The organism is Porcibacter vitabionis (genome assembly GCF_046263795.1).
GTDB lineage: Bacteria > Bacillota > Clostridia > Lachnospirales > Lachnospiraceae > Lachnocurva.
Map to the genome: position 1 here is coordinate 1 of NZ_JBJYZD010000012.1, position 18,432 is coordinate 18,432.

Sequence of the window (18,432 nt, forward strand, 5' to 3'; positions counted from 1 at the left end):
TGATTTGGGCTCTGGAACTCATTGTCAGCCTCCTCACAAGTGAATAGAGTAAAATGCTTACAATCTCACATTTTAGGAGGCTTTCTGTTGGCGGTAAATCCGCCCTTAGATAAATCGCTTACGATTAAACTCAGGTGTCCAGAGTTCCTTTCAAAACCCAGGGCACAAATTGTGATCGCAAGCGATCCAGCATGGTTAACCCTCCCCCTTCCCTCTGAGCCATCAAACAACCCTGTGTATAAAAATGAAGGTCGTGTGAAAAAACGAAAGTTCTTTCACACGACCTTCTTTGTGATTGCCGCGTAATGCGGATGTGATAGAGATATGGATACAAAAATGCCCTCTCCCCACATGTGCACCTGCAGGAAAAGGGCATAAAAATAGCCGGAAAGCTTTTGAAAGCCTCCAGCTATGTAATGAATTATTTAATTTGTATACCTAATTTCCGCATCATATCGAAAACACCGATGGTTTTCACTCCCAGATATTCGGCTACATCCGGGATTTTTGCTGAGCTGTTGGGCGTCTTTTTACTTAAACCACCTGACTTGACTTCTTCTGTAACGAGAGTATAACCATTTGTTTTTGCAGATGCAATAAGCCATGGATCTGCTATATTGGCTGGTGCCCAGGTCGTTACTGCTGATTCCTTGTAGTATCCCGAACTAGCCACAAAATTCATAACTTCTTGGTAAGCTTTTACGGTTTGCTCAGTGACTTTAGGCACAACTTTCAGATTATCTACAGAAGAAAGCCAATCCGATAAATCATCTTGGCCTTTTTCAATTTCATCCTTAACTGCATCGAGCACAACAACTCTGCCTGCGTTAATATGCTTTTCTAATTCCTTCCAATACGCTGGAACAAGATCAAATGCATAAAAAAACCTAAACGGCGTCATGAATGCATTTGAATCAATAAGGAATATCTCCTGATCACTCATCAAATGACACCTCCAAGACGCATGGCTACCTCAGAAAAAGTCTTGCTGCTTGTATTTGTTAATCGAAATGCTTCTGTAAATGTTGTCCTTCCAGAAGCAACGCTCTCACATAGCGCTCTAACAAAGCACCCATCAAGCCTTGTTTTTGCAGTGTTATAGTAGTCTCCGCCACCAGATTGTCGAGTTTCCTTTAATACTTTGCATGCTTCAATAGCTTCAGAAACTATATCCTCATACAATTTTTTACTGATTTTTTTTGCGTCCAATGCTTTTCTGGCAATCACACTTTCACTGCATCGGAAAGTCTTTGCCAATAGAGAAATTTTCTCCTGCTTGTCATTCGCTTCCGCATTGTTCCATTCATGAATAAACAGCTCAAAAGGCACTAACAATTCGCTTGCAACGGCATTGCAAAGTACTTCTAAAGGTTTTACGTTATGACTGTTTCTACGATCATTAAATAAATCGTCCTCACCAAGCCATATATGAGCTATCTCATGAATCAAAGAAAACAGCTTTGCACCTTGAGAATCAGCGCTATTAATAAAAATTAATGGTGCCCATTCATCAACCATTGCAAAAGCTCTAAACTCATCAATACTTAATGCACGGTGTGGGTTCTTTCCAACAATTCCATTAAGCATGACTATGATCCCGCTTTTGTCTAACTGATTCCTAAGATAATTAAAAGAATCAGTTGCATTTTTGCCGTGATTGTACCAATCCTTTTCCAGATCTAAGTCACTTCTTATCTTAGCTACAATAGTACTGACTTCAGTCTGTCCCTTTAAGCTCCCAACGAGAGGGAGAACATCAAACCCTGTATCTTGGCGATACGTTTTCATCCAATCCTGAACCCGCTCCATTTCGTTTATGGTATCAATCAAATTCCGGCTCGGCTTGACAAGTTCCCGACTATCAATTGTGCGATATTCGATTAATTTAATTTTCTCAACTGGAGGTGTTTGTAGGAAGAAATAACCAAGAGGAATATTAGCCTTTCGACTAAAATCTTCTATCTGCTTGAAGGTAGGAGTTTTTGTGCCATCAAGCCATTGTTTGATATTATTCAATAGTTTTATTCCTAATTGACTTTCATCAATTTGAGACATTGCCCAATTAATAATTGCCGGTTGGATATCAACTTTTACTGCTGGCATCGCTTCTACCTCCTTTCGCGTATAGTCAGTTCTATAATATCAAAATTCGAAGTAAAATGCATTATCTTTCGACATTGGGGGTGCGGACATTTTTTAGACTGCGACACTGGAATTTACTTTTGCAATTCACGTCGATCTCCACACCCCTTCTACTAATTGCGCCTATCTAATTACGCAACACTCACGATTGATAATCGTTACCTTTTTTAAGTAAAAGGAAATCTCTGAAGCTTATGCATTTCACCTCTTGTTTTTTGTCACTTACCTCAAATGTCAGGACAGGACTTTCGATATATTGTATGATTGCATCATCAAAGAGAAAGGAAACCGGGGCATGAAGATAAGTGTTGATATTTCTGCTGAATATAAAGAACCATATGCAGTGATCTACACTGACAAGGTGACACATCAGATACAGCGAATGCTTGATCTATTCAGCACAAACGAAACTCCCATAACTGCTCTGCAGAATGAAGAGGATATTATCGTTCTGCAGCCCAAGGAAATATACATGGTCAGAGTAGAGGATGGAGATACGATTATTTATGGTGAAAAACAAAAATATCGTTCACGGAAAAGGCTCTATGAGATTGGACAGCAGTTAGGAAAACAGTTCATGCAGATATCAAAATCCACACTAATCAATCTGTCTTATATGGACAGTATTGAGCCGGGCTTCAGCGGAACACTTTTGCTGAAGCTGAAGAATGGATGCAAGGATTACGTTTCGAGAACATATCTGCCGGAGTTCAAAAAATATCTTGGATTATAGGAGGCGAAAGCAATGAAAGAGACAATAAAAGATTTAGCAAAGAGCACGGTAATCAGTATTGGAATGGCTATGGCTATTTTCTGTCTGGCTGGAATTGTATTTGATGTAAGATACAAAGGGAATTTCAGCTTTGAAAATTACAGGTTTACAAAGATGGTTGTCGGTTGCGTTTTGGTTGGCCTTGGATTTGGAGTTCCGACCATTGTGTACAGGAAGGAAAATCTTCCAATGCCGATTAGAGTGTTGATACACATGGGTATTGGCTGCGTGATTTATACAATCGTTGCTTATGCAGTCGGATGGATAGGTGGGGCTGCAACCATCGGTCAGGAAATTATAATTACGGCGATTCAGCTGGCTGTTGCGTTTCTTATCTGGTTCCTTTTCATGAGATATTATCGTGCAGAAGCAAAAAAGATGAATGATAAGATACAGGCAATGAAGTAAGAAGTGGTAAAACATAGTTTTTGAGAACATCGGTCAGAAATGACCGGTGTTCTCTTTTTGATTCCTCTCATAGCAGCCTTGACGCACGACGGTGGCTGGAAATGAATTTTGCGAAACTTATTATGCGTTATCTTCCATGCTGATGGTTATCTTAACATCTCCTTGTCAACTACCCCGACCTAAGCTATCGCTTTGAGGTCGGAGCTTGTAACTGCCCTGTGGTATAGCGGATAAATCCTCCCACATTTAGTCGTTTAGCATTACTGCTAAAAGTGGCGTTACATCGTAGGCACGTTGACACGTACCTGTACTACAGAGATTTACTCCGTAGCAACTGCATCAGGTACTAATAGTTCTATTCCCATACGATGCAGATTCATAGCTCCAATGCGGTCATCGTTCGATTTATAACCACAGTTTTTACAACAGAAAAAATGCATTTTCTTGTTGCGGTTAGTCTTTTCTGTATGACCACATCTAGGACAAGTTTGGCTTGTATAAGCAGGATTAACCTTTTCTACAAGCTGATGATGCTTTAAGGCTTTGTAAGATAGTTTCTGTTCTAAATCATAGTAAGACCATGATACGGAAACATAACGGTCTTTCACCTTAACTCTTTCAGTAGCAGAACGGATACCACTTAAATCTTCAATGACAAACAAAGTACCAACGGGATTATTCTCAACGAGTGCCTTTGATACACAATGGTTTACATCCTGCATCCAACGGTTTTCTCGCTGACCGATAGCTTTCATTCGTCTACGGGATGATGAAGTGCCGACCTGCTGTAACTGCTTACGCAAAGACTTATAATGAGCACGTTTTTGTTTAACGACATTACCATCATAAAATACAGATTGTCCATTACTATCATATGTTGCAGCCAGAAATCTGATTCCACGGTCTATACCAACAACATTAGAAACTTCTGATTTTTTAAGTTCGGTAATTTCGTATGTTACAGGTATATGCAAATAAAACTTATTATGTTTATTCACAAGCTTCGCAGTGCCAAACTTACAGTTGTCAGAAAAATATTGTTCAAAGCCATTTTTATAGAAAGCAACCTTGATACGACCATTCAATGTATTAACAGAAAATATATCGTTTTTTGTATTAAGCGAATAATCCCTGTTCCATACAAGGTCTAATTGAGGAAGTCTAAATACAGGCTTTATCCACTCTTTCTGATTTTCGAGAATGGTCTTGTATTTAGCAATAACTGTTCGTACACAAGAAACTGCCATCTGAGAACGGAGACCATAAATTTCACGGACTTGATAGTAAGTATCTTTCTGTACACTATAACGACTAAGGTTATGTGTTTTGTATATGTATTCAGACACATAATTACAAGCATCAGAATAAGCCTTCATGGTATCGCAGAGTATCTGCTTATCAAAAGGATTTACTAAAATCTGAAGTTTTGCTGTAATTGTCTGCTCCATATACTATACCTACTTTCTTCGCCAAAATTATTATATTATATATTTTGGCGAAGAACAACGTCGCATAAAGAAAATACACCACTAAAACGGGCATTCCTCCTCCGACTTACAGAAGTCGGGGCTTTCTGCCCTGCGGCGTTGGTGAATGTTTCTTCCAAAATCCGTATAAAAAGGTGGGAACAATCTCAAGCTTTCATCCACTTCCTCACCTGTCAGTTCAGTCATGATACTGACGATTTCCTCTGGCGTATGATACTTGGTATTTAATTCCATGGTCTGCCTTATGGCAGCCTGGCTCTGCCTCATGGAACATTCATGCATCTCTTCTGTCATATCTTCTACTCTGTCCGAATTAAGATATTCCAGTATTTCTTCAACCGTTATCATTACTTTAAATTCTCCTTAAAGAAGCTCTCCAGCTTGTCAAATGGAATATAATCCTTATCTCCTCCATCATATAGATCTGTATGCACCGCATCAGGGATTATCATAAGTTCTTTATTATCTGCATACTTGCTGTCTTTGATCATATCTGCATAAGCATCCTTTGAGAAATAGCAGGAATGAGCCTTTTCTCCATGAACAAGTAAAACTGCACTTCTGATCTCGTTGCTGTACTTAAGGATTGGCTGATTAACAAAGGATTCACAGCCGATTACATTCCAGCCACCATTAGAATTAAGGCTTCTCTTGTGATAACCTCTGTCAGTCTTGTAGTAATCATAATAGTCTTTCACAAAGAAAGGTGCATCCTCCGGAAGTGGATCTACTACACCGCCGCCAAGCTTATACTCACCTGCCTTAAGGTCTTCAAGTCTCTGAGCGCACATGGCAGCCCTCTTCTGATACCTTGCTTCCTCGCTGTCCTCGGAGTCAAAATATCCCTTTGCATTTACTCTTGTCATGTCATACATTGTCATTGCAGCTGTAGCTTTGATCCTTGTATCAAGAGCTGCTGTATTTACAGCCATGCCGCCCCATCCACAGATACCGATGATTCCAATCCTGTCAGGATCTACTTTTTCATTAAGTGAAAGGAAATCAACTGCAGCCATGAAATCTTCTGTGTTGATATCAGGAGATGCCATATATCTTACGTTCCCACCGGACTCTCCTGTAAATGATGGGTCAAATGCTATTGTTAAGAATCCTCTCTCTGCCATTGTCTGAGCATAAAGACCTGAGCACTGCTCTTTAACTGCACCGAATGGCCCGCATACAGCAATTGCAGGGAGCTTACCATCTGCATTCTTTGGAACATACATATCCGCTGCAAGAGTGATTCCATATCTGTTTACAAATGTAACTTTGCTGTGGTCTACTTTATCACTTTTCTTAAAGGTTTTATCCCATTCCGTTACAAGGTTCAGTTCTTCTTTTCTGATCATTTTACATTCCTCCGTTTTAATTACTTTTCTTTTTGGATCTGTCTTATCAAAAAATCCATGTTATCAACTTTCTTCTGACTATCATGAAGTTCGTCCATCAGATGGCACCGGCATTTTCTAAGATCTCTAAGAAGCGTATCTGTATCCCCTTCTTCATACATCTTTTTCATAAAGCTTATTTCTTTCTCATCACAGCCCATGTCAGTAAGGCTTTCAAGAATCTTTTGGGTATCCATCTTTTTTGCTCCTTCTGATTTCATAGTAGATCCTTGACCAGATTTTCGCTAATGAATAAAATAAATATCATGATATTCGTTTTTGGAATAACACTTTCATCGCAACTTTATGGAGGTTTTCATGGAAATAAAAAGTCTCAGATATTTTCTTGCAGTTGCGAGGGAAGAAAATATGTCAAAGGCTGCTGAGCAGCTTCATATATCACAGCCTACTCTTTCAAAGACATTAAAATCATTAGAGGAAGAACTTGGGAATAAACTATTTATCAGGCACAGTTTCAGTATTTCACTCACTGATGAAGGGATGCTCCTGCGTGACCGTGCTCAGGATCTTGTGGCTATGTCAGATAAGATAGAACAGGAATTTAATTCCCTAGATGATATAACAGGTGGGGATATTTATTTTGGACTGGCCGAGAGCTATCAGATCAGATATCTTGCCAGAGAGATCTATAAGTTAAAAGAAAAATACCCCAACTTCACTTATCATATAACCAGCGGAGATACTGAGCAGGTTACTGAAAAGCTTGATAAGGGCATTTTAGACTTTGCTGTACTATGTGAAACACCTGACAGCAAAAAATATGAATATGTAAAATTTCCGGAAGCTGATGTATGGGGAGCAATCATATCTTCATCTCATCCCCTTGCAAAGAAAAAATCCATCCATGTCTCTGACCTGATAGGACAACCTCTATTTGTCTCTGAACAGAGCTGGAACAATGAGATCAAAGCGTGGTCTAAAGACAGATTTAATGAGCTTAAACTTGAAGGCTCTTTCAGACTGTCCTATAACGGCTCTGTATTTGCAAGGGAAAACCTTGGAATACTTCTTACATTTAAAGATCTGATAAATACCGAAGGAACTGACATGGTATTCAGACCACTTTCACCTGAACTGAAGTCAGAACTATATCTCATATGGAATAAATATCAGACCTTTACTCCTATTGCTGGTAAGTTTCTAGAGCAGATAAAAAGGGCTTTCCTTCATTTCTGATGATAAGAGGCCGGACGGGAAATGCCGAATACTTTCATGTCAGAATTTCTGACATTCAGATTTTCATAGATCATCTATAAGTCTTCGCTTTGGGCGTGAACGAAATGTTCAAAACCATATCCATTCCATCCGCAAGCCTTTGAAGGAGCTTGATGGATGGATTTCTGGTTCCATTCTCAAGTCTGCTGATCTCTGTTTGCGCAATCCCTGTTTTTTCTGCCAGTTCCTTCTGCGTCATATTCTGTGATATACGCGCATCTATGATGGCACGGATGACATTCATTTCCGGCTGCATCTCCTCATATGCTTTCGCAAACTCGGGATCCTTCATCCTGTTATTCTTATATTCCTTAAGTGTCATCTCGAACCTCCTTGTGGCGTTCCAGCCAATCAGCCCGTCTTTCCTTTGCTAGTTTTAGTTCCTTTGGTGGTGTCTTTTGTGTTTTCTTCACAAACCCATTTGTAGCAATAATCTTTTTCCCTATGTAAAAAAAATACAGCACTCTTGTTATATTACTTCCCTGCTTGCAACGCAGTTCAAAAATGCCATCATCCAGATACTCTGAATACGGCATCCGGAGTTCTGTACCTTTTTCCTCCAGCACTTCCATGAGACCAACAAGTTTGGCAGCCATTTTATCATCTAAAGAATCCAAAAAATCCGCAACCGGCTCCTTGCCGTCCTTCGTTTTATAAAACTCAATTTCAAATGCCATAAGTGATCCTCATTTGTCTATATTATTATATGAGATATATCTCATTTTGTCAATTTGCTTTCCTGTCCAGAAAATTGAAAAAGAACTCTATGATGCTATGGATAACTTTGCAGATGTGACCTACAATCAGAAAGACCACATACATATGATAACGGCATGACTCCTTTTGAAGCAAGATATAATGCGGTGTGAGAAGATCCATTACAAGGCAAAACCGTCCTTTGATTCCTTAAGTATCTGATAGTCGTGGAAATGATGTATGTCAAGGGTTTCCAAGAAACGGAGCAAAGCTCCCTTGACCACAACACTATATTTGTAACAGAGATGACTAAGGAGAACTTGGGATTTTCATTGCACATTGCAAATATAAAATTTATAATTTTACTTGCTAGTAACTTAGTCTTACAAAGGGAGAGGAAATTATGAAACAATTAGGCGACGCAATCTTAGGCTTAGTATTAACAATTATTGGAGCAGCACTATTTCTCATGAATGTACATGTCAGCTCCTTCTCATTTTTCTATGTCTATCATGGGGTGTCCATAGGTGGCATCCTAATGATTCTGTTAATCGTGTCCTTCATTACCTTAATCGTGAAGAATAACTGGGTAACACGTTCCATCTTTATCGGACTCTGCATCCTGTTTTTCGTATCAGTAATTGCAAGCATCCACTTCTACATTTCTTACATCAGTGCATTTAAGCTGGTACTCATTCTTGGTACATTGGCACTTGGAATCGGATTACTTCTAAAGAGCCTGGTATTCACCAAGGATCCTACACTGAAAGAAGAAAAGAAAAAAGACGTGAATTGAAAAAGTACCACAAAAATCGCTCCCTGCATATGCAAGGAGCGATCTGTCTATCAGCGATTCGATTATGATTGGAAGCCTTTCCTTTATGAAGTGAGGCTTAAAGTTGCTTAGCCTCGATCTTGTTCCATTCCTTATGATGCTTCCCATAGATATCTACACCCTTGGTTACATCAGATTAGTTTGGTACCACAGTTGCTGCAGAATTTTGCACCATTGGTAGGTGTTCCACAGTTAGGGCAGAATTTGGGAGCAGATCCAGCGGGATTCCCCTCGCTGTTATCCCACTTTGCTGCCGTAGCCTGGCTGGTCTGATTCGCCTGATTGGCCTGCTGCATGGACTGAACCATCTGGCGGCCCATTTCAAGGCCGGCGCCCATGCCCATCATAGTTGCTGCAGTAGAACCAGCTGCACCATTTCCCTTAGCTAGAGCATCGGTCATCGCAACCTGCTGATAGGTAGCCATATTGCCACCGATCATCGACTGAGAAGCAACCTTCTCTGCCATTTTCTGAATCTCTTCCGGATAATTGAAAGAAGATACAGTGAAATCGGTGATAGCGATACCGATCTTACGCATATCCATATCAAGGTCTTCACGGATACCCTTTGCAATATCATCTGCATATGCCTGCAGATGGAACATATCCTGCCCTTCCTTCGAAATATGTTTCATCAGAAGCTGATCCAGCTTGGACATCACACGTTCTTTGACATCATCTACCGTATACTGAACCTTAATACCAGCGATCTTATCAATCAGGATCTGATAATCATCAATCTTTACATTAAAAGTACCAAATGCACGAATCGGCATTCCTCCAGGAAGTCCCTGTGCAGGAATATTAATGGCATTCTTCGTGCCCCACTTTACGGTAATCTCTTTGGTATTAATAAAGAGCACTTCTGCTCGAATACCAGAATTAAAGCCAAACTTAAAGCCCTTCAGCGTAGAGAGGAAGGGAATGATCTGAGACTCGATATCAAAAGAGCCTTCATCTTCAAAGATACCTTCTACTCGGCCATTATAAAGGAAAATAGCATCCTGGCCGGGCTTAATTATAAGACGGGAACCTTTTTTAATCTCTTTATTGGACCATTTCCAGAAGAGAATATCATCACGGTATTCCTGCCATTCGATTACGTTAGCAAACTGATTGAATAAGCTCATGTAATATCCTTTCGTTAATTGTTAATAAACATGTATAACAGAGCAAAAAGAATAATTGCAAGCAGAATCAAAAGCAGAATCTTCAGAGGACTCTTCGGATACTCACCACTAATGCTTCCTGTCTGTCCATTCAAACAAACCGTATAGGTCTTGCCCTTAAAGATATAAGAGCCACAATAGATGGGCATGAGTATATGTCGATAGGTCTCATCAGAATATGTTGGATGAACCACTACATTCCTTGCCGCATCATATCTTGTGCAAATATCATTATGTGCTTCATTCTGCAGTCTGGACTGCATAATATTCGAAGCTTCCTCATGTGCATCCGAGAGATCTCTGGTAAGTACTTCACTACGAAATCCAGACAGATACTCTGGATCATAGGGCTTCACATGCTTGGTATCAAATGTCAGAGCAGATAATAGCTTCTTCGGCATTCTGTCAGATGCTGTAACAAGAATATCATCAAAATTCATATGTAGGATACCAGAGGTCGGATACCAATCGGTATGCGTACGTGTCTGGTCATGTCCTTCCGAGTCTTTATAATGTTCAACTCTCACACGGCCACCTTCACCGGTATAGCTTGCAGTTGCCTTTGCATCAAAGGTGAAATAGGGAAGGTAGATACCGTCCATCTTACCGCTCTGAAAGAGATTTTTAAGAGAAGACGGAGCCAGCCATCTCTTCTCTAACCATTTATGTAGAATATTGCCGACTTCCTTTTTCTCCACTACAAATGGAACTACGCCATCAGGTAAAGCAACATCAGCCTGCTTGTCTGCCAAAACATATTGAGAACCACAATATGGACACTCCAGGGAAGTACAATTTGCTTCCACCTCAATCATAGCACCACATCCACTGCACTTCATGGTCTTGGATGTTTTCTCAGATGCTTTTACAGTGTTTTGTGCTCTGTGATCCAGGGGATGTTCTACCATTCCGGAACCATCGTCCTGAATCTGAATCTCCGTACCACAATTTTCACATTTCAGTGTCTGTGTAACCGGATCAAATACCATATTACCGCCACACATCTGGCACTTGTATGAGTTTTCCTTTTCCATAACGCCCCTTTAAACCTGGATTTAGAACCTAGAATGCGCACTGCAGATATCATAACAATCTACAGCGCGCTTCAAGGATTCCTTATGAACTTTAAATTAAAGACCAAGCTTTGCCTTCATGGCTGCAAGTTCATCATCTACGCTGCTCTCAGAGCCATTGGAATCATACTTCTTAGCAAGGTCTTCGATGGACTGCTCTTCTGCGGACGACTGGTTCAGTTCTGCACGTGCATTTGCTGCATCAAGCATCTCATCAGCCTTCTTCTCCATACGATCAAATGCAGACCTTCCAGCAGCACCGGCACCTGCGGTCTTACCAATCTTCTCAGTAAGATCATTCATACGTTCCTGGGTCTTTGCTGCAGCAACCTTAGCCTTGATTTCAGACTTCCGTTCTTCTAATTCAGAGATATCATGCTGAAGCTTATCATGCATCTGGCGCATATGATCTGCATTCTGTTCTGCAGTATCAGCAGCTGCCTTCAGAGTCTGAAGCTGACCTTCGAGCTTCTGCTTCTTTGCGAGGAACTGCTTTGCATCAGCCTCATTACCAGCTACCAGAGCCTTCTCAGCATAATTCTGCATTACACCAATCTGCTCCTCGCACTCATCTGCTTCACGACGTGCGGATTTTGCTGCTGCCATTACAGATGCAGTTTCTGCTTTCACCTTACCAAAATCATCCTGCATATCTCTCAGATACTGATCGATCATCTTCTCAGGATCTTCACATTTGTCTAAAAGAGAATTGATGTTTGCAGACATGATGTCACCAAATCTTTTTAAAATACCACCCATTTTTTTCTTACCTCCAATGATATCCCCGTGCCGTTATAAAATACCCTCTTTACTATGGTACAGTTCTGACGGCACACTACAGAACTGCTTCATGAAAAATATGTTAACACATTTATAATAAATAAGCATCCGCAAATTGCAATGACAGGCATCTGCGCCATCTGGTTTATATTCAAACAGGAATGAAAGACTTTTCAGCCTCTTTTCTGTCTGCACGAAAAAAAGCACCCCCTCTCAGATTGATTCTGAAAAGTGAGTACCTCTTCGGGCCACGTAGAGCCGGTATAAGAATCTTTCACCATTTCAATTCTGCACAACTTAGCTGCAATCTGCTGATTTTCGAGACAACTGAACGGATAAAGGCATCAGAAATCATATTCCCGCACTTGCGCATTGCGGATACCGAATGAAGCGAACTCCTCGTTCGTCATGTCATGAAAATATGACTCGATAATTCTGGAAATGCCGTTGTGTGCAACGAGCAGATATGTCTTCTCCGGATCCCTTTTCAGATCATCGATCAGATTGTAGATGCGCTGTGCCATTCGCATCATGGATTCGCCGCCGTCAAAGCTGTCACAGAAGTTCTGCTTTGCTCTGGCAAACTCTTTTCCGTCTCGGGCGGTTCCCTCCCATTTGCCGAAATTCTGTTCAATGAGCCTTTGCTCGATCCGCATCGGCACACCGGTCATCACAGAAATTTCCTTTGCCGTGTCATAGGCACGGCTGAGCGGTGATGTCAGGATTTCATCGATGGTGATTTCTCCGGCATCCATCTTCAGCTTCAGGATTCTTCCTGTCTCTCTGGCCTGCTTATGCCCCAGCTCTGTCAGGGGACTGTCTGTTGCGCCGCAGATCTTATTTTCAACGTTCCATACTGTCTGGCCGTGCCGGACGAAGTAAAATTTACCCATAGTTGTGTTTAAGGCTCCCTTAATAAAATAATAATGAGAATAATCCTTGAATTCATGATCAATCTTCAAGAGCCGGATATACTGCATTCAGCAAAGAATCAGAATATGTGATCGAGAATGAACATTTTTATTCTCCATAACTCTTTATTCATTATCTGTTGATGCATTCTTTGCTTTCAGATAAGTGATATATTCATTCCCCCATTTTTCGATCGACTGCAATACTGTTCTGAATTTCTCTCCGATCGGTGTCAGCTCATATTCCACGCGCAGTACGCCTTCCGTGTACACATTGCGGCGGATCATCCCTTCTTTTTCCAGGTATTTGAGCTGGTTGGAAAGTGTTCCCTGGGCGATATCAATTCTACGGAGCAATTCATTGAAGCGCACTGGACCATTTTCCAACTGATAAAGGATTAGAATTGCCCATTTCCCCTGCAGCACTGTCTGCGTGGTGACATAAGGACAGATGCCGAACAATTCCTTTCCCTGCTTTTTTGTCGTCTCTTCTATTTGTTCTATTTCCATTTCTGCATATCTCCTTCACTGTCGGAATAATGATAGAGTGAACTACTCCGACTTATAGAAGTCGGAGCTTCCTGCTTCAACCACTACTGCGTTGGCTACGATGATACGTAACTCAATGTCTTACACAATGTCCACAGGCGTATCAGTTCGGGCTATCCCATCCCTACTATATCTTTCGTTTAGGCTGTTTCAGCAAGTAATCGTAATCCTTCATGCAGGATATTGATTGCTGCATTCTGGTCACGGCTCATCGTGAGTCCGCAATCGCATTTTATGATACGTGTCTGCAAACTTTTCATCTCCGGATGGATCTTACCGCAACAATGACATCGCTGCGAGGAAGGAAACCACTTATCTACTTTGACTAGATACTTATTTCTATCAGACAGCTTGTATTCAAGCATTGAAAGAAACATACCGTATCCGTTGTCAAGAGTAGCCTTTCCGTTACCGAACCCATGATTTGCCATAGATCGCATATTCAATGTTTCCACACAAACAATATCATACTGATTGGCTATCTTAGTAGATATTTTGTGTAGATGATCCAGCCGCTGATTAGCAATATGTCTGTGAACCTTATTCACTTTACGGAGTTGTTTGAGATAATTATTCGACTTTATCTCATTCTTTTTAGAACCTGCTTTTCGTGATAGCTTACGCTGTTCCTTTGCCAGCTTTCTTTGACTTTCACGATAGTATTTGTGGTTTGAGCCGATAATACCATTGTTGTCTACATATAAGCCATCTGACGCATAATCAAGTCCGATCGCATTTGTTTTGTCGGCTATATAATCGTTTTCGACCAGCTCAAATTCAAAAAGAACAGAAGTATAGAATTTTCCATCTGATTCCTGGGAAACCGTAGCAGATTTTATGATCCATCTGCTATCAGGAATACGATGGATCACAGCTTTGATTTTACCAACCTTTGGAAGTTTGATATACCTGTTGTCTATAATCGCAACCGTACCTTTCTGGTTGTTTGTCGTATAAGATTTTCGGCTGTGTTTTTTGGATTTGAACTTTGGAAAAGCATTTTTCTTCTTACGGGTTTTGCTAAAAGCATTGCGAAAAGCTGCCTGCAGATCCAGCTGCTTATTGGCAAGGGCAAGACTATCCACTTCCTTGAGATATGGATAATCTTTCTTATACTTTGCCGGGGTAACCGTTGGAAATTTACCAGTCGCTTTATAGCCTTCCAACTTATCGTTGAGCATAAGATTATAAACCTTACGGCAACAGCCAAAGGTTTTTGCAAACATGATCTTTTGTTCCGTTGTCGGATAGATCCGATACTTAATTGCCCTGTTTGCCATCTTTCTTACCCTGAGATTGAATGTATTGCCTGATAATGTCTACAGTAGCTCCTCCTGTAGTCAGCAGACAAAAACTTTGTGACCAAAACATCTCTTTCCAAAGGGATTTACGTATCATAGGAAACTCTTTCTTTATGATACGGCTGCTTGCAGATTTATAGGCATTGATAAATTTACTGATCTCTGTATTTGGCTGTCCTCTAAAAAGAATATGAACATGATCGACATCATGATTCCATTCTTCCAATGTTATGTTATATGTAGGAGCGATCCTCACAAATATTTCTTTCAGACGTATAGAAATCTCGTCATCGATTACCTTGTTTCGATATTTGACGCACATGATAAGATGATAGTGCAGCATGAATACCGAATGATTATTTGTGTCTAATTGCATTGTATTTATAACCTTTATAATAAGTACGACTGACCTATTTATAATTAGATCGTAACATAGCAAGATACAAAAGTCAAAAACGCCGTATTTATCGCAATTCATCCCGCCACTTATAGAAGTGGGGGATTTCTTGCTCACGGCGTGTTAAACTCAGGTGTCCCGAGTTCCTTTCAAAACCCGGGGCACAAAAAGACCTTTCGGCCTCTTTTCCTGCTGTCTGCACAAAAAAAGCACCCCCTCTCAGATTGATTCTGAAAAGGAGTGCCTTAAAAGTTTTTTCCCTATGATTTTCCCCGGATCAATACAGCTTTGCTCCTGCCGGGATATGGTTATCGACCATCAAAAGATGAAGCTCTTCTTCATCGCTGTCCTTCTTATTATTGACTGCGGAAAGCAGCATGCCACAGGAATCGATGCCCATCATCTTCCTCGGCGGGAGATTGGTGATGGCGATCAATGTCTTTCCGACCAGTTCTTCCGGCTCATAGTAAGCATGGATACCGGAAAGAATAATCCGGTCTTTGCCTGTTCCATCATCCAGAGTGAACTGAAGGAGCTTCTTGGACTTCTTTACTGCCTCGCAAGCCTTTACCTTCACTGCACGGAAATCGGACTTAGAGAAGGTATCAAAATCCACTTCTTCTTCAAACATTGGCTCGATCTTCACATTCGAGAAATCAATTTTCTCATTTGGAGTGAAGAAGCCATTCTCATTAGAAGTCTCATGTTCTTCCGTATTCTCATCTCCGGATGTTTCTTCATTTCCATCTTTGAGGGTCTTCATTGTCGGGAACAACAGTACATCCCGGATGGCCTGACTGTTCGTCAGCAACATGCAGAGACGGTCAATTCCGTATCCGATACCTCCTGTCGGGGGCATACCATATTCCATAGCGGTCAGGAAGTCTTCATCTGCGTGATCTGCTTCCTCATCGCCGGCTGCCGCATTGGCATCTTGCTCTAAGAAACGCTCTCTCTGATCGATCGGATCATTGAGCTCTGAGTAGGCATTACACATTTCCCAGCCATTGATATAGAGTTCAAAACGCTCTACCTTTGACGGATCCGACGGCTTCTTCTTGGTCAGCGGGCTGATTTCGATCGGATGGTCCATAATGAAGGTCGGCTGGATCATTTTATCTTCGCAGAACTCATCGAAGAAGAGATTGACGATATCACCCTTCTTATGGCGGGCTTCATAGGCAATGCCCTTTTCATCAGCGAGTTTCTTGGCTTCCTCATCGCTTCCTACCTGATCGAAGTCGATCCCGGTCTCTTCCTTGATGGCTTCCACCATAGTCAGGCGGCGGAAAGGCTTACCGAGGTCAATTTCATGACCTGTTTCCTCATCTCCGTACCAGATGGTGGTGCCGCCACAGATCTTCTCTGCCAGGTCACGGAAGAGAGATTCGGTTAGTTCCATCATGCCGTTATAATCCGTATATGCCTGATAGAGCTCCATCAGGGTAAATTCCGGATTGTGCTTGGTATCAACGCCTTCATTCCGGAAAACTCGTCCGATCTCGAAGACACGCTCCAGTCCACCGACGATCAGACGCTTCAGATAAAGTTCCAGAGAGATCCGAAGCTTGACATCTTCATTCAAGGAATTGTAGTGAGTATTAAAGGGACGGGCGTTTGCGCCGCCGGCATTATGTACCAGAATCGGAGTCTCGACTTCCATGAATCCACGCTGATCCAGGAAATCACGAATCTCCTTTATGATCTTCGACCGCTTAATGAAGACCTCTCTGGAATCCTGATTCATAATGAGGTCCAGATATCTCTGACGATAGCGGGTATCGGTATCCTGAAGTCCGTGGAATTTCTCCGGAAGGATCTGCAGGCTCTTGGAAAGAAGGGTCAGTTCCTTGGCATGAACGGTGATCTCACCGGTCCTGGTGCGGAAAGCAAATCCCTTGACGCCAACGATATCGCCAACATCATACTTCTTGAAATCCGCATAGGCATCATCACCAAGATCATTGCGGGAGACATAGATCTGCATGTCACCCTTCAAATCACGAATATTAATAAAGCTTGCCTTACCCATGACACGCTTGAACATGATCCGGCCGGCCAGGGAAACGACCTTTTCTGACGGGATCTCGGAAAGTTCGGGAATGATGCTCTTCCCTTCCGCATCAACTTCCGGGACGATTTCGAGCTGGTCGAAATTTTCCCGAATATCACTGGTATGGTGGGTCTGATCGTACTTGGTGATCTGGAAAGGATCCTTGCCCTCTGCCTGCAGGTTCGCAAGTTTCTCTCGGCGGATCTTCAGAAGCTGGTTTACGTCCTGTGTCTGTCCATTATTATTCTTTGCCATGTCACTCTCCTAAATTACCAGGCTGGAAATCCAGAACCTTGAACTTCAGCTCACCGACCGGTGCTTCTACTGTCACGATATCCCCTGTCTTGGCCTTCATCAGGGCCGCACCCAGAGGAGAATCGATGGAAAGGGTTCCTTCTTCGGAATTGGCTTCCAGAGAACCGGTCAGACGATAGGTCATCTCCTCGTCTTCTTCGATATCCAAGATCTTCACGGTAGAACCCATGTTGATGGAATCCGTATCCAGTTCAGAAAGGTCAACGACCTCGGCATTCTTAAGGATTGCCTCGATCTCAGCCATACGTCCTGCCAGCTCAGCCTGCTCGTCCTTCGCTGCATCGTACTCTGCGTTCTCGGAAAGGTCGCCCTGGGCACGTGCCTCTTTGATCTTCTCGGAGTTTTCCTTCATCCGAACGTTTTTAATATCATAATACTCATCTTCCAGCATTTTCTTTTTTTCTGCTGTCATGATATTTTTCTTAGCTTCCATGATCAAAACCCTTTCTTTCTCTGCTTCATATCATCGAAAACAGCGATGATTCGCCGTCTCATAAGTATTTCCTTGTTCTATAAGTCTACGCTCGCGATTAAATATTATAGGGTGTGGCCGTCTTGCTTGTCAAGAGCCGCTCTGAAATCAGAAAATGGCAGACCTGCGATAGCGGAAAATGACCTTCCCTTCGATATCGCAGGCCTGCCCCCAATGCAGAATAAGATTCCAATCGATCTATCTTCCGGTTCCCCGATCCGGAAGCCTCATGCAATAAATTCCATAACTCCTTAACTCCCTATGTTCAATAACTCCGTCTCCCCGGAATGATTCCTTCCATAACAGATTACTCTCCCCGAATCATCCCTTATATTCAATCACTCACTCTCCCCGGAATGATTCCTTCCATAACAGATTATTCTCCCCGGAATCATCCCTTATATTCAATAACTCATTCTCCCCGGAATGATTCCTTCCATCATAGATT

At 41.8% G+C, this 18,432-nt stretch carries 22 protein-coding genes; 5 read left to right on the plus strand and 17 right to left on the minus strand.

Going from position 1 to position 18,432, the window contains the following annotated elements; all coding sequences use genetic code 11:
- The first annotated feature begins 87 nt into the window (after positions 1-87).
- Complete coding sequence (locus tag ACKX2L_RS09190; protein WP_497553134.1) at positions 88-306, plus strand: hypothetical protein; 219 nt, start codon at positions 88-90, stop codon at positions 304-306.
- A 115-nt stretch (positions 307-421) separates the two neighbouring features.
- Here ACKX2L_RS09190 and ACKX2L_RS09195 read toward each other — a convergent pair whose 3' ends face one another.
- Positions 422-943, minus strand: a complete 522-nt coding sequence (locus tag ACKX2L_RS09195) for a DUF4411 family protein (protein WP_497552080.1) — start codon at positions 941-943, stop codon at positions 422-424.
- Positions 943-2,103 (minus strand): ImmA/IrrE family metallo-endopeptidase, encoded by a 1,161-nt coding sequence (locus ACKX2L_RS09200; protein ID WP_497552081.1) that lies wholly within the window; start codon positions 2,101-2,103, stop codon positions 943-945. The genes ACKX2L_RS09195 and ACKX2L_RS09200 overlap by 1 nt, the downstream gene beginning before the upstream one ends.
- 334 nt (positions 2,104-2,437) lie before the next feature.
- Between ACKX2L_RS09200 and ACKX2L_RS09205 the strand changes: the two genes are divergently transcribed.
- Positions 2,438-2,875, plus strand: a complete 438-nt coding sequence (locus tag ACKX2L_RS09205; protein WP_279198561.1) for a LytTR family DNA-binding domain-containing protein — start codon at positions 2,438-2,440, stop codon at positions 2,873-2,875.
- Between the two features lie 12 nt (positions 2,876-2,887).
- Positions 2,888-3,322, plus strand: a complete 435-nt coding sequence (locus ACKX2L_RS09210) for a DUF3021 domain-containing protein (RefSeq protein WP_497552082.1) — start codon at positions 2,888-2,890, stop codon at positions 3,320-3,322.
- Between the two features lie 320 nt (positions 3,323-3,642).
- Here ACKX2L_RS09210 and ACKX2L_RS09215 read toward each other — a convergent pair whose 3' ends face one another.
- From ACKX2L_RS09215 to ACKX2L_RS09230, 4 genes are all read right to left on the minus strand, one after another.
- The gene (locus tag ACKX2L_RS09215) at positions 3,643-4,770 is read right to left on the minus strand and encodes an RNA-guided endonuclease TnpB family protein (RefSeq protein WP_497553135.1); all 1,128 of its coding nucleotides are present in this window, start codon (positions 4,768-4,770) and stop codon (positions 3,643-3,645) included.
- 81 nt (positions 4,771-4,851) lie between these two features.
- The gene (locus ACKX2L_RS09220; RefSeq protein ID WP_497551542.1) at positions 4,852-5,157 is read right to left on the minus strand and encodes a hypothetical protein; all 306 of its coding nucleotides are present in this window, start codon (positions 5,155-5,157) and stop codon (positions 4,852-4,854) included.
- Positions 5,157-6,158 (minus strand): alpha/beta hydrolase, encoded by a 1,002-nt coding sequence (locus ACKX2L_RS09225; protein ID WP_497551541.1) that lies wholly within the window; start codon positions 6,156-6,158, stop codon positions 5,157-5,159. Before ACKX2L_RS09225 ends, ACKX2L_RS09220 begins: the two co-directional genes overlap by 1 nt.
- 20 nt (positions 6,159-6,178) lie before the next feature.
- The gene (locus tag ACKX2L_RS09230) at positions 6,179-6,394 is read right to left on the minus strand and encodes a hypothetical protein (RefSeq protein WP_497551540.1); all 216 of its coding nucleotides are present in this window, start codon (positions 6,392-6,394) and stop codon (positions 6,179-6,181) included.
- Between the two features lie 121 nt (positions 6,395-6,515).
- Here ACKX2L_RS09230 and ACKX2L_RS09235 point away from each other — a divergent pair, with 121 nt between their 5' ends.
- The gene (locus ACKX2L_RS09235) at positions 6,516-7,394 is read left to right on the plus strand and encodes a LysR family transcriptional regulator (protein WP_497551539.1); all 879 of its coding nucleotides are present in this window, start codon (positions 6,516-6,518) and stop codon (positions 7,392-7,394) included.
- A gap of 70 nt (positions 7,395-7,464) precedes the next feature.
- Here the strand turns inward: ACKX2L_RS09235 and ACKX2L_RS09240 are convergent, their stop codons facing one another.
- Positions 7,465-7,755: a helix-turn-helix domain-containing protein gene (locus ACKX2L_RS09240; RefSeq protein ID WP_497551538.1), complete on the minus strand. Its 291-nt coding sequence runs from the start codon at positions 7,753-7,755 to the stop codon at positions 7,465-7,467.
- The gene (locus ACKX2L_RS09245; protein ID WP_497551537.1) at positions 7,745-8,110 is read right to left on the minus strand and encodes a type II toxin-antitoxin system RelE/ParE family toxin; all 366 of its coding nucleotides are present in this window, start codon (positions 8,108-8,110) and stop codon (positions 7,745-7,747) included. The genes ACKX2L_RS09240 and ACKX2L_RS09245 overlap by 11 nt, the downstream gene beginning before the upstream one ends.
- Positions 8,111-8,667: 557 nt before the next feature.
- On the opposite strand from ACKX2L_RS09245, the gene ACKX2L_RS09250 reads away from it, so the two are divergent.
- Positions 8,668-8,925, plus strand: a complete 258-nt coding sequence (locus ACKX2L_RS09250) for a hypothetical protein (protein ID WP_497553136.1) — start codon at positions 8,668-8,670, stop codon at positions 8,923-8,925.
- 170 nt (positions 8,926-9,095) lie between these two features.
- On the opposite strand, the gene ACKX2L_RS09255 is transcribed toward ACKX2L_RS09250, so the two are convergent.
- The 9 genes from ACKX2L_RS09255 to greA form a co-directional block, all read right to left on the minus strand.
- The gene (locus tag ACKX2L_RS09255) at positions 9,096-10,094 is read right to left on the minus strand and encodes an SPFH domain-containing protein (protein ID WP_497551535.1); all 999 of its coding nucleotides are present in this window, start codon (positions 10,092-10,094) and stop codon (positions 9,096-9,098) included.
- A gap of 14 nt (positions 10,095-10,108) precedes the next feature.
- The gene (locus ACKX2L_RS09260) at positions 10,109-11,167 is read right to left on the minus strand and encodes a TFIIB-type zinc ribbon-containing protein (RefSeq protein WP_497551534.1); all 1,059 of its coding nucleotides are present in this window, start codon (positions 11,165-11,167) and stop codon (positions 10,109-10,111) included.
- 96 nt (positions 11,168-11,263) lie between these two features.
- Complete coding sequence (locus tag ACKX2L_RS09265; protein ID WP_497551533.1) at positions 11,264-11,965, minus strand: PspA/IM30 family protein; 702 nt, start codon at positions 11,963-11,965, stop codon at positions 11,264-11,266.
- Positions 11,966-12,330: 365 nt separating this feature from the next.
- A complete protein-coding gene (locus ACKX2L_RS09270) occupies positions 12,331-12,879 on the minus strand; it encodes a histidine phosphatase family protein (RefSeq protein WP_497551532.1) in 549 nt (182 codons plus the stop codon).
- Between the two features lie 144 nt (positions 12,880-13,023).
- Entirely contained in the window at positions 13,024-13,407 is a 384-nt protein-coding gene (locus tag ACKX2L_RS09275) for a winged helix-turn-helix transcriptional regulator (RefSeq protein ID WP_410043424.1), read from the minus strand.
- 179 nt (positions 13,408-13,586) lie between these two features.
- Positions 13,587-14,726, minus strand: a complete 1,140-nt coding sequence (locus ACKX2L_RS09280; RefSeq protein ID WP_497551531.1) for an RNA-guided endonuclease TnpB family protein — start codon at positions 14,724-14,726, stop codon at positions 13,587-13,589.
- The gene (gene tnpA, locus ACKX2L_RS09285; RefSeq protein ID WP_497551530.1) at positions 14,707-15,123 is read right to left on the minus strand and encodes an IS200/IS605 family transposase; all 417 of its coding nucleotides are present in this window, start codon (positions 15,121-15,123) and stop codon (positions 14,707-14,709) included. The genes ACKX2L_RS09280 and tnpA overlap by 20 nt, the downstream gene beginning before the upstream one ends.
- A gap of 298 nt (positions 15,124-15,421) precedes the next feature.
- Positions 15,422-17,452: a lysine--tRNA ligase gene (lysS, locus tag ACKX2L_RS09290; RefSeq protein ID WP_497553137.1), complete on the minus strand. Its 2,031-nt coding sequence runs from the start codon at positions 17,450-17,452 to the stop codon at positions 15,422-15,424.
- Between the two features lies 1 nt (position 17,453).
- Entirely contained in the window at positions 17,454-17,945 is a 492-nt protein-coding gene (greA, locus tag ACKX2L_RS09295; protein ID WP_497551528.1) for a transcription elongation factor GreA, read from the minus strand.
- Positions 17,946-18,432 lie beyond the last annotated feature (487 nt).